This window comes from Enterobacter ludwigii, from assembly GCF_001750725.1.
GTDB classification, from domain to species: Bacteria; Pseudomonadota; Gammaproteobacteria; order Enterobacterales; family Enterobacteriaceae; genus Enterobacter; species Enterobacter ludwigii.
Genome location: NZ_CP017279.1, coordinates 1,987,370 through 2,002,372, shown reverse-complemented (window position 1 = coordinate 2,002,372; position 15,003 = coordinate 1,987,370). Strand labels below are relative to the sequence as shown.

Sequence of the window (15,003 nt, the reverse complement as noted above, 5' to 3'; positions counted from 1 at the left end):
GGCAAGACTGCCATATTGTGTTCCCCTCGTCACTATTTGGGGTGGCACTGGAGAGGATGGGCTGACATAATCCCTGTGCAAAAATACAGTGAGAGAGCAACGTGGCAGACGATTTTTCCCCAGAAGGTCAGTTAGCACAGGCGATTCCCGGTTTTAAACCGCGTGAACCCCAGCGGCAGATGGCGCATGCCGTGGCCCGCGCAATCGACACCGCGCAGCCGCTGGTGGTGGAAGCCGGTACCGGCACGGGCAAAACCTATGCCTACCTGGCGCCAGCGCTGCGGGCTAAAAAGAAAGTGATCATCTCCACCGGGTCTAAAGCGCTGCAGGACCAGCTTTACAGCCGCGATCTGCCCACGGTTGCCAACGCCCTGAAGTATAAAGGCCGCCTGGCGTTGCTGAAAGGCCGCTCCAACTACCTCTGCCTGGAACGGCTTGAGCAGCAGGCGCTGGCAGGCGGCGATCTGCCGGTGCAGACGCTCAGCGATGTCATTATTCTTCGCGCCTGGGCCAATCAGACGGAGGAGGGGGATATCAGCACCTGCGCGAGCGTGCCGGAAGACTCTCCCGCCTGGCCGCTGGTCACCAGTACCAACGACAACTGCCTGGGGAGCGACTGCCCGCTGTATAAAGATTGTTTTGTGGTGAAAGCGCGTAAAACCGCCATGGATGCGGATGTCGTGGTGGTCAACCACCATCTCTTCCTTGCCGATATGGTGGTTAAAGATAGCGGCTTTGGCGAACTGATCCCGGAAGCGGACGTGATGATCTTCGATGAAGCCCACCAGCTTCCTGACATCGCCAGCCAGTATTTTGGCCAGTCGCTCTCCAGCCGCCAGCTGCAGGACTTAGCGAAAGATTTCACCATTGCCTACCGCACCGAGTTAAAAGATACCCAACAGCTGCAGAAGTGTGCTGACCGCCTGGCGCAAAGTGCGCAGGATTTTCGCCTGCAACTGGGTGAGCCGGGCTATCGCGGTAATCTGCGTGAGCTGCTGGCAGACAAAAATATCCAGCGCGCGCTGTTGCTGCTCGATGATGCCCTTGAGCTTTGTTACGACGTGGCGAAACTATCGCTCGGCCGTTCCGCACTGCTGGATGCCGCCTTCGAGCGCGCCACGCTCTATCGGGCACGCCTCAAACGGCTGAAAGAGATAAACCAGCCGGGGTTCAGCTACTGGTATGAATGCACCTCCCGCCATTTCACACTGGCCCTGACGCCGCTGACGGTGGCGGATAAATTCAAAGAGGTGATGGCGCAAAAACCGGGAAGCTGGATCTTCACGTCGGCAACCCTTTCGGTGAATGACGATCTACACCACTTTACCGGGCGTCTGGGGATTGAGCAGGCGGAGTCGCTGCTGCTGCCCAGCCCGTTTGATTATGAAAAACAGGCGTTGCTCTGCGTTCCGCGTAATCTGCCTCTGCCTAACCAGCCCGGCGCGGCGCGCCTGCTGGCGGCAATGCTCAGGCCGATGATCGAGGCCAACAACGGCCGCTGTTTTATGCTCTGCACCTCCCACGCGATGATGCGCGATCTGGCGGAGCAGTTCCGCGCCACCATGACTTTGCCAGTTCTGCTTCAGGGCGAGACCAGCAAAGGGCAACTGTTACAGCAGTTTGTCAGTGCCGGTAACGCCCTGCTGGTAGCCACCAGCAGCTTCTGGGAAGGGGTGGACGTGCGGGGAGATACCCTGTCACTGGTGATCATCGATAAACTGCCGTTTACCTCACCGGACGATCCGCTGCTGAAGGCACGTATGGAAGACTGCCGTTTGCGCGGCGGCGATCCTTTTGATGAGGTCCAGCTACCGGACGCGGTGATCACCCTTAAACAAGGGGTAGGACGTCTGATTCGCGACACAGACGACCGCGGCGTGCTGGTCATATGCGATAACCGGCTGGTGATGCGCCCTTACGGTGCGACCTTCCTTGCCAGCTTGCCGCCCGCGCCGCGCACGCGGGACATTAAACGCGCGGTTCGCTTCCTGGCAAACCCAACGGCGGAGTAATTTGCCCGTGAGTATGCTAAGATGCGCGCCATTTTGTGACTGACCATTGCGAGAGCGCGACGACTGATGCGAATTCTGGCTATTGATACCGCGACAGAGGCCTGTTCTGTGGCTCTGTTGAACGACGGTGCTATCTCTGCTCATTTCGAAGAGTGCCCACGAGAACACACCCAACGCATTCTGCCTCTGGTTAAAGAGATTTTAACCCGGGGCAACACCACCTTAACCGACCTCGACGCACTGGCCTTTGGCCGTGGCCCCGGCAGCTTTACGGGCGTACGCATTGGAATTGGCATTGCGCAGGGGCTGGCGCTGGGCGCAGAACTGCCGATGATCGGTGTTTCCACGCTGGCAACCATGGCGCAGGGCGCATGGCGCATGACCGGTGCAACGCGCGTTCTGGCGGCCATTGACGCCCGAATGGGAGAAGTTTACTGGGCAGAATACACCCGCGATGAAAACGGCATCTGGCACGGTGAAGAGACCGAGGCTGTCCTCAAGCCGGAAGCGGTGACCGAGCGGCTGAAACAGCTGTCCGGCGAGTGGGCGACAGTAGGCACCGGCTGGCCGGCATGGCCAGAGATGGCTAACGGCACCGGGATCACGCTGACAGACGGCAACATGCTTCTGCCCGCCGCAGAGGATATGCTTCCCATCGCCTGTCAACTGCTTGAGGCGGGCAAAACCGTGGCCGTTGAACATGCGGAGCCGGTTTATTTGCGAAACACCGTCGCGTGGAAGAAACTTCCGGGCCGGGAATGAATCTCAGTAACAGGAACTGAGAAAAAGGAGTCGCATCATGGCGGTTCAGACTAACGTTGTACGCCTTTTTATGGTAGGCGCAGTGGCCATAGCACTGAGCGGATGCGTTTCCGTTCCTGATGCGATTAAGGGCAGCAGCCCCACGCCACAGCAGGATCTGGTTCGTGTGATGAATGCGCCTGAGCTTTACGTCGGTCAGGAAGCGCGCTTTGGCGGCAAGGTTATCGAGGTGCAAAACCAGCAGGGGAAAACCCGTCTGGAGATTGCCACCGTTCCGCTGGATAGCGGTGCGCGGCCCATCCTTGGCGAACCTTCCCGTGGGCGTATTTATGCCGACGTTGGCGGTTTTCTCGACCCGGTCGATTTTCGCGGACAGCTGGTCACCGTCGTCGGCCCGATTACCGGTTCGGTAGAGGGCAAAGTCGGCAACACGCCGTATAAATTTATGACCATGCAGGTCAACGGGTATAAGCGCTGGCGGCTGACACAGCAGGTCATCATGCCACCTCAGCCGATGGATCCGTGGATGTGGGGTCCACATCCTTATCGGTATGGCTACCCGGGCTGGGGCTGGTATAACCCGGGGCCTGCACAGGTTCAGACAATCGTTACTGAGTAACTCCCTGTAATTGTTAGAAAAGAGACAGCGGCTCAGCCGCTGTCTCTGTTTTTTACGAATAAAACGAAAAAAAAGAGTGACGCGCTTCGCAACCTTAAATCTGAACAATTAATAAACTGGTACGCTGAGTTAATATAATGTTAACAAACTGTTTATTATCGGGGTTGTGATGACGACGAACACTCATTTCAGAGGTGATGCATTGAAGAAGGTTTGGCTTAACCGTTATCCCGCAGATGTTCCTGCCGAGATCAATCCTGACCGTTATCAATCCCTGGTTGAATTGTTTGAACACTCGGTGAGGCGTTACGCAGACCAGCCTGCTTTTGTGAATATGGGCGAGGTCATGACGTTCCGTAAACTTGAGGAGCGTAGTCGGGCGTTCGCCGCCTATCTGCAGGAAGGGCTGGGGCTGCAAAAAGGGGACCGCGTCGCGCTGATGATGCCGAACCTGCTGCAATACCCGGTGGCGCTGTTCGGTGTCCTGCGTGCCGGGATGATTGTTGTCAACGTTAACCCGCTGTATACGCCGCGGGAGCTGGAGCATCAGCTAAACGACAGCGGTGCCGCCGCCATTGTGATTGTCTCTAACTTTGCCCACACGCTGGAAAAAGTGGTCGACAAAACCCAGGTCAAACACGTCATCCTGACGCGTATGGGGGATCAACTCTCAACCGCCAAAGGGACACTGGTTAACTTTGTCGTCAAATACATCAAACGTCTGGTGCCGAAATACCACCTGCCGGACGCGATCTCCTTCCGCAGTGCGCTGCAGACGGGCTACCGCATGCAATACGTTAAACCGGAAGTGGTATCAGAAGACCTCGCGTTTCTGCAGTACACCGGCGGCACAACGGGTGTGGCTAAAGGCGCCATGCTGACCCACCGTAACATGCTGGCAAACCTTGAACAGGTGAATGCCACCTACGGACCGTTGCTGCACCACGGAAAAGAGCTGGTGATCACCGCGCTTCCGCTTTATCACATCTTCGCGCTGACCATGAACTGTCTGCTGTTTATTGAGCTGGGTGGTCAAAACGTATTGATCACAAACCCGCGCGATATTCCGGGGCTGGTGAAAGAGCTGGCGAAATATCCGTTCACCGCCATGACTGGGGTGAATACGCTGTTTAACGCGCTGCTCAACAACAAAGAGTTCCAGAAGCTCGATTTCTCCACGCTGCACCTCTCTGCGGGTGGCGGTATGCCGGTTCAACAGGCCGTTGCCGAACGCTGGATGAAACTGACGGGTCAGTATTTGCTGGAAGGCTATGGCCTGACGGAATGCGCCCCGCTGGTCAGTGTGAATCCGCATGATATCGACTATCACAGCGGAAGCATTGGCCTGCCGGTTCCGTCGACCGAAGCCAAACTGGTTGATGATGACGATAACGACGTGGCGCCAGGTGAACCGGGCGAACTCTGTGTCAAAGGGCCGCAGGTGATGCTGGGCTACTGGCAACGTCCCGATGCGACCGATGAAATTATCAAAGACGGCTGGCTGCACACCGGTGATATCGCCGTGATGGATGAAGAGGGCTTCCTGCGTATTGTCGATCGTAAGAAAGACATGATCCTGGTTTCCGGTTTCAACGTCTACCCGAATGAAATCGAAGATGTGGTGATGCAGCACAGCGGCGTGCTCGAAGTGGCTGCCGTAGGCGTCCCTTCCGGGAGCAGCGGCGAGGCGGTGAAGATTTTTGTGGTCAAAAAAGATCCTTCTCTTACAGAGGAGGCGCTGATCACCTTCTGTCGTCGTCAGCTGACCGGCTACAAGGTGCCGAAGCTGGTTGAGTTTCGCGAGGAACTGCCGAAATCGAATGTCGGAAAGATATTACGACGAGAATTACGTGACGAAGCCCGTGGCAAAGTAGACAATAAGGCCTGAGCTTCACGCTAATCGCCCAGACGCCGGTTAAGCCGGCGTTTTTTATGGGCGCAAACAAAAGAGAATCCGTTTTGAATTACCAGATGATCACGACCAACGACGAGCTGGCTTCGCTGTGCGAAGTGACGCGCGACTTTCCTGCCATTGCCCTGGATACCGAGTTTGTCCGCACCCGGACCTACTATCCGCAGCTGGGGTTGATTCAGATGTACGACGGTAAACACGTGTCGCTGATCGACCCGCTCGGCATTACCGACTGGACGCCGATGCGTGACCTGCTGCTCGATACTGCGGTAACGAAATACCTGCACGCAGGCAGTGAAGATCTGGAAGTCTTTCTGAATACTTTTGGCGTCATGCCACAACCGTTGATTGATACGCAGATCCTCGCGGCCTTCAGTAATCGACCGCTCTCATGGGGCTTTGCCGCCATGGTTGAGGAGTATACGGGCCTGACGCTGGATAAAAGCGAATCCCGCACCGACTGGCTGGCACGCCCATTAACCGAGCGTCAACTGGAATACGCGGCGGCAGACGTGTTTTACCTCCTGCCGATTGCCGGCCAACTGATGAAAGAGGCGGAAGCGTCAGGCTGGTTGCCCGCCGCGCTGGATGAGTGCCGAATGACGCAGCAGCGTCGTCAGGAAGTGGTTGATCCGAAAGAGGCCTGGCGCGATATCAGTAACGCCTGGCAGCTGCGTACGCGTCAGCTGGCGTGTCTGCAGCTGTTAGCGGACTGGCGTTTGCGTAAAGCACGCGAGCGCGATCTGGCCGTTAACTTTGTGGTACGCGAAGAACACCTCTGGGCGGTCGCGCGGTATATGCCGGGCAGCATGGGCGAACTGGACAGCATCGGGCTTTCCGGCAGCGAGATCCGTTTCCACGGTAAAACCCTGCTTGCGCTGGTGGCAAAAGCGCAGGAAATGCCGGACGAAGCACTGCCGGAGCCACTGCTGAATCTGATGGATATGCCGGGCTATCGCAAGGCGTTCAAGGATATCAAAGCGCTGGTGCAGGACGTCGCGACGCAAAGCAAACTGGGCGCGGAACTGCTGGCGTCACGCCGTCAGATTAACCAGCTGCTGAACTGGCACTGGAAGCTGAAACCTCAGAATGGTTTGCCGGAAATGATGGCGGGCTGGCGCGGGGAATTGATGGCCGATCGCCTGAATACGGTGCTGGAAGGTTATCCGCGATAATGAAAATGCCGGGTCATGCTGACATGCCCGGCACATTTCCCCGGCGGCATACGCTTACCGGGGATACACAATCCCGAACTACGGACGTGACTCTTCGGCTTCCGGGAGCGTAACGTTCAGCTCCAGAATCGAAATATCCCCGTCTTTTTGCTCCAGCTGCACCGTGACCATCTCCGGGTCAATCTGCACATACTTACAGATCACTTCCAGGATGTCCTTACGCAGCTGCGGCAGGTAGTGTGGCTCGGCGTCACTACGACGACGCTCCGCAACGATGATTTGCAGTCGTTCTTTTGCGATGTTGGCGGTGTTCTTTTTCCGCGAGAGAAAAAAGTCCAGTAATGCCATAACTTATCCTCCGAACAGGCGTTTGAGGAAACCTTTCTTCTCTTCTTCAATGAAGCGGAAAGGACGTTCTTCTCCCAGCAGACGGTCAACGGTATCCGCGTACGCTTTACCTGCATCTGCCATTGTATCCAGGATCACTGGCTCGCCCTGGTTAGAGGCGCGCAATACGGATTGATCTTCCGGGATCACGCCGACCAGTTTGATGCGCAGGATCTCCAGCACGTCTTCCATGCTAAGCATGTCACCTTTGTTCACGCGACCCGGGTTATAGCGGGTCAGCAGCAGGTGCTCTTTAATGGGTTCTTCGCCATTTTCCGCACGACGCGATTTGGAGGCGAGGATCCCCAGAATACGGTCCGAGTCACGCACGGATGAGACTTCAGGGTTGGTGGTGATGATGGCTTCATCAGCGAAGTAGAGTGCCATCAGGGCGCCCGTTTCGATGCCGGCAGGGGAGTCACAGACAACGAAGTCGAACTCCATTTTTTTCAGCTCGTCGAGCACCTTTTCCACGCCTTCGCGGGTCAGGGCGTCTTTATCACGCGTCTGAGAAGCCGGAAGGATGTAGAGGTTTTCGGTGCGCTTGTCTTTAATCAGCGCCTGGTTCAGTGTGGCGTCGCCCTGAATGACGTTCACGAAGTCATAGACCACGCGACGCTCACATCCCATGATCAGGTCGAGGTTACGCAGACCGATATCGAAATCGATAACGACGGTTTTCTTTCCCTTCTGGGCCAAACCAGTAGCGATGGCCGCGCTGGAGGTGGTCTTGCCAACGCCTCCTTTACCCGAAGTAACAACAATAATGCGTGCCATAGAAATTCCTTGTTAAAAAGGGATCAATTCAACGGTTGAACGGTCAACGCGTCGTCTGCCAGTCGCAGACGAGCCGCTTTGCCATAAAATTCGGCTGGGATCTTGTCGCTCAGCCAATATTCACCTGCGATGGACACCAGTTCCGCCGTCAGATGAGTACAAAATATTTGCGCATCCCTGTCACCACTTGCACCCGCGAGCGCACGCCCACGCATCATACCGTATACGTGAATATTGCCATCTGCAATCAGCTCTGCGCCAGCGCTGACGTGGCTTGTAACAATCAGATCACAGTTTGGTGCATAAATGCGCTGACCGGAACGAACCGGCACATCAATCAATCGCGTTTTTGTGACAGGTGTAACGTTTTGCACCGGAGGAGGGGGCGTTTGGACTGCCGCAGGGGCAGGACGCGCGGCTTTTTCTTTGCCTTCGGTCAGAATGGGCAGACCTGCCCGGTCAATTTCTGCTTTCAGCTCAGCATCTTTGCAGCCGCTGATACCGACGATACGCAGCCCGGTCGCGGCCACGGCTTGCTGGAGAAGTTTCCAGTTAACCGGTGCATCCAGACCACTGACATTCACGACGACGGGGGCATGTTTCAGAAAAGCGGGAGCCTGCGCAATTTTGTCTTCTAACGCCTGACGAATAACCTCGGGTTTTGCATCATGCAAATGTACCACTGATAAGGTGAAGCTACTGCCTTTAAGCTCGATTGGCGTGTTTGACATCCTGGCCTTACTCAATTTGCTATTAACCGCAACACCGCCGTTGCGATATTCCGAAGAGTATCAGGCATGTTATAGTCAGGAGTATATTGAGGCAAGCAACCACCCATTAATTCAGAGTAAAAACATGTTTTGTGTGATCTACAGAAGTACAAGTCGTGACCAGACCTATCTTTATGTCGAAAAGAAAGACGATTTTTCGCGCGTACCTGAAGAATTAATGAAGAACTTTGGCCGACCTCAGCTGGCGATGCTGCTGCCGCTGGATGGCCGTAAGAAACTGGTCAACGCCGATCTGGAAAAAGTGAAAACCGCATTAGCGGAGCAAGGCTATTATTTACAGCTCCCGCCACCACCCGAGAATTTATTAAAACAGCATCTTGAGGTGAACGGGAAAAAATAGTCCCGGCTGTTTTCGGGGTTAACACATCAACCGTTTAGGGGTCGTACATGTATCAACATCATAACTGGCAAGGTGCATTACTGGATTATCCCGTCAGCAAAGTGGTCTGCGTAGGCAGTAACTATGCCAAACATATTCAGGAGATGGGCAGCGCGACGCCAGACGAGCCGGTCCTGTTCATCAAACCCGAAACCGCGCTGTGCGACATTCGCCAGCCGCTGGCGCTGCCGCAGGGGTTGGGGTCGGTGCATCATGAAGTGGAACTGGCCGTGCTGATTGGCGCGACGCTGCGTCAGGCCTCCGAAGAGCATGTGCAAAAGGCGATTGCCGGATACGGTGTCGCGCTCGACCTGACCCTGCGTGATGTTCAGGGCAAAATGAAGAAAGCGGGGCAGCCGTGGGAAAAGGCCAAAGGGTTTGATAACGCTTGTCCGATCTCCGGTTTTATTCCGGTAAGTGAATTTACCGACGATCCGCAGAACACCCCGCTCAGCCTGAAGGTTAACGGCGAGATCCGCCAGCAGGGCACCACGGCAGATATGATCCATAAAATTGTGCCACTGATTGCCTACATGAGCCGCTTCTTTACCCTGAAACCGGGCGATGTGATCCTCACCGGTACGCCAGAAGGTGTCGGCCCGCTGCAGGCCGGTGACGAACTGGACGTCAGTTTTAACGGCCTGTCACTGAAAACTCGCGTGCTGTAAAAGCATCTTGCCGCCTGAAGAGGGCGGCAAAACTTGCAACAACGTGCCAGACTCGTTATAAGGTGCGCTCTCTTTTGACGTGTGGACATCCTGATGAACAACATTCCTTTCTGGCAAAGCAAAACTCTCGACCAAATGACAGACGTGGAGTGGGAATCGTTGTGTGACGGTTGCGGGCAGTGCTGCCTGCATAAATTGATGGATGAAGATTCGGACGAAATCTATTTCACCAACGTTGCCTGCAAGCAGCTGAACATCAAAACCTGCCAGTGTCGCAACTATGAGCGTCGCTTCGAGTATGAGCCGGATTGCATCAAGCTAACTCGTGAGAACCTGCCCACCTTCGAATGGCTGCCGCATACCTGCGCCTATCGTCTGCTGGCGGAAGGCAAAGACCTGCCAAAATGGCACCCGCTGCTGACGGGCTCCAAAGCGGCGATGCACGGTGAACGCATCTCTGTGCGTCATATTGCGGTGAAAGAGTCAGAGGTACAGGACTGGGAAGATCACATCATGAATCATCCCAACCGTGGATAAGAAAAAACCCGCCGAGGCGGGTTTTTTTTACCTGCCAAACAGGTCGCGTTTCTTGGGTTTGAACGGCTGTGCGATGAGCACCAGCAGCGCCACAATGAAGTAGGCCACAAAAATCCCCACCAGCCACTGCGGCATCTCAAGGCTCAGGAATTCCCACTGGCGCACAGAGCAGTCACCGGAAGCAACAAACACCTGCGGCAGCCACTTATCAAGCGGCAGCCAGCTCGGGAAGCGGGCGGCGAAATCACAGGTCATAAAAGGTGACGGATGCAGTTGCATCATGGTGTGCTGCCAGGAGAGCTCAATACCTTTCCAGGCGCTGTACAGCCAGATGGCAATTGCGGCATAGCGTAACGGCGATTTAGGGGCAATCGCACCCACCAGACCCGCACCCATAATGCCGAACAATGCACAGCGTTCGTAAATACAGAGTACGCAAGGCTGAAGTCCCATCACATGCTGGAACCACAGCGCGACCATTTCCAGCGCAAAGGCGGTCAGGGCCATTAACAACCACGCTCCGCGACCGCGAGAGCACTGGTTTAAAAATCTCAACATAATCATTTCCCTGGAACATGCTTAGAAAGCGCAGTGTAAACGAATTCGTTTTTCGCGCCACCTGTACCTGACGAAATAAAACGTAATTGGATGTTTATCGTGCGAAAAGGTAAACGGGCAGCAAGCTGCCCGATATATCAGGTTTACTGCGCGGCAAGTATACCCGCTTGTATCAACCATTGCGTACAGGGAATAAGGGTAATTTTGACGCAAAGCAATCCTACAAGCGTGAGCACCAGCGTATAGGGAAGCGCCATCCAGACCATTCGCCCATAAGAAAGACGTATGAGTGGAGCCAGCGCAGAGGTCAGCAGGAACAGAAACGCTGCCTGACCGTTGGGCGTCGCCACCGACGGCAGGTTGGTCCCGGTGTTAATTGCCACCGCCAGCAGTTCGAACTGTCCGGCGCTGATGACGCCTTGCTCCATGGCTGTTTTGGCCTCGTTGATGTAGACCGTGCCAACAAACACGTTATCCGAGATAGACGACAGCAGCCCGTTAAACAGATAAAACAGCGAAAGCTGAGCATCCGGTGCCGCCTGCAAGACAAAGGTAATGATCGGCGCGAAAAGCTTCTGGTCGATGATCACCGCGACGACCGCAAAAAAGACGGCCAGCAGGGCGGTAAAGGGCAGGGCTTCCGTAAAGGCTTTGCCAATCGCATGCTCATCCGTCACGCCGGTAAAACTGGTGGCGAGAATAATCACCGACAGGCCAATTAAACCGACTTCGGCAAGATGAAACGCCAGCGCGGCGATAAGCCAGACGCCAATGACGCCCTGTGCAATAAGACGCAGCGTCTCCTGACGCGTCCGCTGGCTACGGCTTTGCTGGTTGAATTTCTGCAGCTCCTGACGCACGGGCGCCGGAATATGCGCACCATAGCCAAAGAGGCTGAATTTCTCCACGACTACACAGGTCGCCAGACCGCACACCAGAACCGGTATGCTCACCGGTGCCATTCGCAGGAAGAAATCACCGAAATGCCAGCCCGCAGCTTTAGCAATAATCAGGTTTTGCGGTTCACCCACCATCGTCATCACGCCGCCCAGGGCGGTCCCGACGCCGGCATGCATCATCAGGCTGCGCAGGAAGGCGCGGAACTGTTCCAGCACCTCGCGGTGGTCATTATCGACCTGGCTGTCATCAAGCAGGTCATCGCCGGGACGTGAAGAGGCCACCCGGTGATAAATACCATAAAACCCGACCGCGACGCTTATCACCACGGCGACCACCGTCAGCGCATCCAGGAAGGCTGAAAGAAATGCCGCAGCCACGCAGAAAGCCAGCGACAAAAGCGTTTTTGAAGGAATGCTCAGCAGCAGGCGGGTAAAAATAAACAGCAGCAGCTGTTTCATAAAGTAGATGCCGGCCACCATAAACATCAGCAGCAGAAGCACTTCAAGGTTTGAGGCCAGTTCAGCTTTTACATGCTCGGCGCTGGTCATCCCAATGACAACCGCTTCAATGGCCAGCAAACCGCCAGGCAGCAGGGGATAGCACTTCAGCGCCATGGCCAGGGTGAAGATAAACTCCGCGACCAGCAGCCACCCGGCAATAAACGGGTGCACAATAAAGATGAGAGGATTAACAACCAGGAACACCAGAAGTATCAGCTTGTACCAGTCGGGAGACTGGCCTAAAAAATTGCGCCATAACGCGCGCCCAAAAGAAATTTCCACGACAGACGTTCTTCCCCGTGAAGTAAAACAAAACATCAGTATACGCAAAAATCACGGCCTGGAGGGGGATTCGGCTGCAATGTAAATTTCATAAAAATGAAACGGCGATCCCTCTTTTCTCTCACTGCTGCGCTATCTGCCTCTGCGAGCCTCTGGTATGATGAGTGCAATTTGCTAAAGCTGTGTAATGGAAATCTCACTATGGTCATTAAGGCGCAGAGCCCGGCGGGTTTCGCGGAAGAGTACATCATTGAAAGCATCTGGAATAATCGTTTCCCTGCAGGGTCCATTCTTCCGGCTGAACGCGAACTCTCTGAACTGATTGGCGTCACTCGCACCACGCTTCGGGAAGTGCTCCAGCGACTGGCGCGTGATGGGTGGTTGACGATTCAGCATGGCAAGCCAACAAAAGTAAACAATTTCTGGGAAACCTCCGGGCTGAATATTCTTGAAACGCTGGCGCGCCTCGATCATGAAAGCGTGCCGCAGCTGATTGATAATCTGCTCTCCGTGCGTACCAATATCGCCACCATCTTTATTCGTACGGCTTTCCGTCAGCACCCGGAAGATGCGCTCCAGGTTCTGGCCAGTGCCAACCAGGTGGAAGACCATGCGGATGCGTTTGCCACCCTTGATTACAACATCTTCCGCGGCCTGGCGTTTGCCTCCGGTAACCCGATTTACGGCCTCATCCTTAACGGCATGAAAGGGCTCTATACCCGTATCGGTCGTCACTACTTTGCCAATCCGGAAGCCCGCAGTCTGGCGCTGGGCTTTTACCACAAGCTGAGCGAGCTCTGTTCCACCGGTCAGCACGATCAGGTGTATGAAACCGTGCGCCGCTACGGCCGCGACTCCGGTGAAATCTGGCACCGGATGCAAAAAACGCTGCCGGGTGACCTGGCCATCCAGACCCGCTAAAAGAAAAAACCTCTCAGCTGAGAGGTTTTTTTTCGCCCTGACGCGGGCGTTTCGGTTCAGGCAGGCACTACAGCGTATTCATCCGCGTCGGGCAGCGCTCCAGCAGCTCCACGCTACCGTCTTCATTCTGCTGCTCCAGCAGCACGTCAAAGCCCCACAGGCGATGCACATGCTTCAGCACCTCTTTGCGCCCTTTATCCAGCGGGGCACGGTTGTGCGGGATGTAGCGCAGCGTCAGAGAGCGGTCACCGCGGAGATCCACGTTCCATACCTGAATATTGGGTTCAAGATTACTCAGATTGTACTGGGAAGAGAGGCGAGAGCGGATCTCCCGGTATCCCTCTTCGTTATGAATCGCTGAAATTTCCAGGAAGTTGTTACGGTCATCATCCAGCACGGTGAAGAAGCGGAAATCGCGCATGATCTTCGGCGACATAAACTGGCTAATAAAGCTCTCATCCTTGAAATCGCGCATCGCAAAATGCAGCGTTTCCAGCCAGTCCGAACCGGCAATATCCGGGAACCAGTATTTGTCCTCTTCCGTTGGCGACTGACAGATACGTTTGATATCCTGGAACATCGCAAAGCCGAGGGCATACGGGTTGATGCCGCTGTACCACGGGCTGTTGTAAGGCGGCTGGAACACCACGTTGGTATGGCTGTGGAGGAATTCCATCATAAACCGTTCGGTGACTTTCCCCTCGTCATACAGATGGTTGAGGATGGTGTAATGCCAGAATGTCGCCCAGCCTTCGTTCATCACCTGCGTCTGTTTTTGCGGATAGAAGTACTGGCTGACCTTACGCACAATGCGCAGGATCTCACGCTGCCATGACTCCAGCAGCGGCGCGTTCTTCTCCATAAAGTAGAGCAGGTTTTCCTGTGGTTCAGACGGGTAGCGGCGCGCCTCAGCGACAGCTTTCTCTTCTTCACGCTTAGGCAAGGTGCGCCACAGCATATTCACCTGGCTTTGCAGATACTCTTCGCGGCTTTTCTGCCGGGCTTTCTCCTCCTGCAGGGAAATTTTCTGCGGCCGTTTGTAGCGGTCTACGCCGTAGTTCATCAGCGCATGGCAGGAGTCGAGCAGTTTCTCTACTTCATCGACGCCGTAGCGCTCTTCGCAGTCGGTAATGTATTTACGGGCGAAGATCAGGTAATCGACGATCGAGCTGGCGTCCGTCCAGCTGCGGAAAAGATAGTTATTCTTGAAGAAAGAGTTGTGCCCGTAGCAGGCATGCGCCATCACCAGCGCCTGCATGGTAATGGTGTTCTCTTCCATCAGGTAAGCGATACACGGGTTGGAGTTGATGACGATTTCATACGCCAGCCCCTGCTGGCCGTGTTTATACAGCCGTTCCGTTTCAATAAATTTTTTACCAAACGACCAGTGCGGATAATTGATCGGCATCCCGACGCTGGAATAGGCATCCATCATCTGTTCGGAGGTTATGACTTCAATCTGGTGAGGATAAGTATCCAGGCGATAGAGTTTTGCTACCCGGTCGATTTCAGCGAGGTAGACATCCAGCAACTCAAAGGTCCAGTCGGGTCCATCGCTGAGACGTGTGTTGTCCTTGTTCAGGGAATCAATAGTAGCCATTAGCGCGCCCTCGTTGTGGGTGCTCTCTCTGTCTGGAGAGCCTCCTTTCAAGCATAGATCAACGTGTTAAAAAGCGTGCTGGAGCAGAAATTTTTTCTTTACGATTTCCCGTTTTCAATACGGTAAAAAAAGCGGTTCACGCAGAGTTTTATGCTGGTTAAAAATAACGCGCAGCAGGAGATCCCAAATAAGTCCTTTCCCCGCCAGTAGGGGAAGATGTGAG

General features: G+C 54.9%; 15 protein-coding genes. 9 read left to right on the top strand and 6 right to left on the bottom strand.

Annotated elements, in window-relative coordinates:
- Positions 1-101 precede the first annotated feature (101 nt).
- From BH714_RS09415 to rnd, 5 genes are all read left to right on the top strand, one after another.
- Positions 102-2,012: an ATP-dependent DNA helicase gene (locus BH714_RS09415; protein WP_040017764.1), complete on the top strand. Its 1,911-nt coding sequence runs from the start codon at positions 102-104 to the stop codon at positions 2,010-2,012.
- Between the two features lie 66 nt (positions 2,013-2,078).
- A complete protein-coding gene (gene tsaB, locus BH714_RS09410) occupies positions 2,079-2,774 on the top strand; it encodes a tRNA (adenosine(37)-N6)-threonylcarbamoyltransferase complex dimerization subunit type 1 TsaB (protein ID WP_014170589.1) in 696 nt (231 codons plus the stop codon).
- Positions 2,775-2,811: 37 nt separating this feature from the next.
- Positions 2,812-3,393: a Slp family lipoprotein gene (locus BH714_RS09405; protein WP_040017763.1), complete on the top strand. Its 582-nt coding sequence runs from the start codon at positions 2,812-2,814 to the stop codon at positions 3,391-3,393.
- Between the two features lie 202 nt (positions 3,394-3,595).
- Complete coding sequence (fadD, locus tag BH714_RS09400; RefSeq protein WP_040017762.1) at positions 3,596-5,281, top strand: long-chain-fatty-acid--CoA ligase FadD; 1,686 nt, start codon at positions 3,596-3,598, stop codon at positions 5,279-5,281.
- A gap of 83 nt (positions 5,282-5,364) precedes the next feature.
- The gene (gene rnd / locus BH714_RS09395) at positions 5,365-6,480 is read left to right on the top strand and encodes a ribonuclease D (RefSeq protein ID WP_123266851.1); all 1,116 of its coding nucleotides are present in this window, start codon (positions 5,365-5,367) and stop codon (positions 6,478-6,480) included.
- 78 nt (positions 6,481-6,558) lie between these two features.
- On the opposite strand, the gene minE is transcribed toward rnd, so the two are convergent.
- From minE to minC, 3 genes are read right to left on the bottom strand one after another with little or no spacing between them, the layout of a single operon-like run.
- Positions 6,559-6,828 carry a cell division topological specificity factor MinE gene (minE, locus tag BH714_RS09390; protein ID WP_008500504.1) on the bottom strand — a complete coding sequence of 90 codons (270 nt, stop codon included), beginning with the start codon at positions 6,826-6,828 and terminating at the stop codon, positions 6,559-6,561.
- A 3-nt stretch (positions 6,829-6,831) separates the two neighbouring features.
- Positions 6,832-7,644, bottom strand: a complete 813-nt coding sequence (gene minD, locus BH714_RS09385; protein WP_014170584.1) for a septum site-determining protein MinD — start codon at positions 7,642-7,644, stop codon at positions 6,832-6,834.
- A 23-nt stretch (positions 7,645-7,667) separates the two neighbouring features.
- Complete coding sequence (gene minC, locus BH714_RS09380) at positions 7,668-8,375, bottom strand: septum site-determining protein MinC (RefSeq protein WP_020883433.1); 708 nt, start codon at positions 8,373-8,375, stop codon at positions 7,668-7,670.
- A gap of 124 nt (positions 8,376-8,499) precedes the next feature.
- Here minC and BH714_RS09375 point away from each other — a divergent pair, with 124 nt between their 5' ends.
- The 3 genes from BH714_RS09375 (at position 8,500) to BH714_RS09365 (ending at position 10,019) form a co-directional block, all read left to right on the top strand.
- A complete protein-coding gene (locus BH714_RS09375) occupies positions 8,500-8,775 on the top strand; it encodes a YcgL domain-containing protein (protein ID WP_020883434.1) in 276 nt (91 codons plus the stop codon).
- 47 nt (positions 8,776-8,822) lie between these two features.
- Positions 8,823-9,482 carry a fumarylacetoacetate hydrolase family protein gene (locus tag BH714_RS09370; RefSeq protein WP_020883435.1) on the top strand — a complete coding sequence of 220 codons (660 nt, stop codon included), beginning with the start codon at positions 8,823-8,825 and terminating at the stop codon, positions 9,480-9,482.
- Positions 9,483-9,575: 93 nt separating this feature from the next.
- Positions 9,576-10,019, top strand: coding sequence for a YcgN family cysteine cluster protein (locus BH714_RS09365; RefSeq protein ID WP_020883436.1), 444 nt, complete (start codon positions 9,576-9,578; stop codon positions 10,017-10,019).
- Positions 10,020-10,046: 27 nt separating this feature from the next.
- Here the strand turns inward: BH714_RS09365 and dsbB are convergent, their stop codons facing one another.
- Both dsbB and nhaB read right to left on the bottom strand, forming a co-directional pair.
- Entirely contained in the window at positions 10,047-10,577 is a 531-nt protein-coding gene (gene dsbB / locus BH714_RS09360) for a disulfide bond formation protein DsbB (RefSeq protein WP_020883437.1), read from the bottom strand.
- 143 nt (positions 10,578-10,720) lie between these two features.
- Complete coding sequence (gene nhaB, locus BH714_RS09355; RefSeq protein WP_040017761.1) at positions 10,721-12,259, bottom strand: sodium/proton antiporter NhaB; 1,539 nt, start codon at positions 12,257-12,259, stop codon at positions 10,721-10,723.
- A gap of 201 nt (positions 12,260-12,460) precedes the next feature.
- On the opposite strand from nhaB, the gene fadR reads away from it, so the two are divergent.
- Positions 12,461-13,180, top strand: a complete 720-nt coding sequence (fadR, locus tag BH714_RS09350) for a fatty acid metabolism transcriptional regulator FadR (protein WP_025203875.1) — start codon at positions 12,461-12,463, stop codon at positions 13,178-13,180.
- Between the two features lie 67 nt (positions 13,181-13,247).
- Here fadR and BH714_RS09345 read toward each other — a convergent pair whose 3' ends face one another.
- Positions 13,248-14,780 (bottom strand): SpoVR family protein, encoded by a 1,533-nt coding sequence (locus BH714_RS09345; RefSeq protein WP_020883440.1) that lies wholly within the window; start codon positions 14,778-14,780, stop codon positions 13,248-13,250.
- Between the last annotated feature and the right edge of the window lie 223 nt (positions 14,781-15,003).

Excerpts from the sequence above, each read along its gene's own strand:
- BH714_RS09370 (WP_020883435.1), top strand. The coding sequence starts at position 8,823 with ATGTATCAACATCATAACTGGCAAGGTGCATTACTGGATTATCCCGTC.
- BH714_RS09365 (WP_020883436.1), top strand. The coding sequence starts at position 9,576 with ATGAACAACATTCCTTTCTGGCAAAGCAAAACTCTCGACCAAATGACA.
- minE (WP_008500504.1), bottom strand. The coding sequence starts at position 6,828 with ATGGCATTACTGGACTTTTTTCTCTCGCGGAAAAAGAACACCGCCAAC.
- BH714_RS09375 (WP_020883434.1), top strand. The coding sequence starts at position 8,500 with ATGTTTTGTGTGATCTACAGAAGTACAAGTCGTGACCAGACCTATCTT.
- tsaB (WP_014170589.1), top strand. The coding sequence starts at position 2,079 with ATGCGAATTCTGGCTATTGATACCGCGACAGAGGCCTGTTCTGTGGCT.
- dsbB (WP_020883437.1), bottom strand. The coding sequence starts at position 10,577 with ATGTTGAGATTTTTAAACCAGTGCTCTCGCGGTCGCGGAGCGTGGTTG.
- minD (WP_014170584.1), bottom strand. The coding sequence starts at position 7,644 with ATGGCACGCATTATTGTTGTTACTTCGGGTAAAGGAGGCGTTGGCAAG.
- fadR (WP_025203875.1), top strand. The coding sequence starts at position 12,461 with ATGGTCATTAAGGCGCAGAGCCCGGCGGGTTTCGCGGAAGAGTACATC.
- minC (WP_020883433.1), bottom strand. The coding sequence starts at position 8,375 with ATGTCAAACACGCCAATCGAGCTTAAAGGCAGTAGCTTCACCTTATCA.
- BH714_RS09345 (WP_020883440.1), bottom strand. The coding sequence starts at position 14,780 with ATGGCTACTATTGATTCCCTGAACAAGGACAACACACGTCTCAGCGAT.
- rnd (WP_123266851.1), top strand. The coding sequence starts at position 5,365 with ATGATCACGACCAACGACGAGCTGGCTTCGCTGTGCGAAGTGACGCGC.
- BH714_RS09405 (WP_040017763.1), top strand. The coding sequence starts at position 2,812 with ATGGCGGTTCAGACTAACGTTGTACGCCTTTTTATGGTAGGCGCAGTG.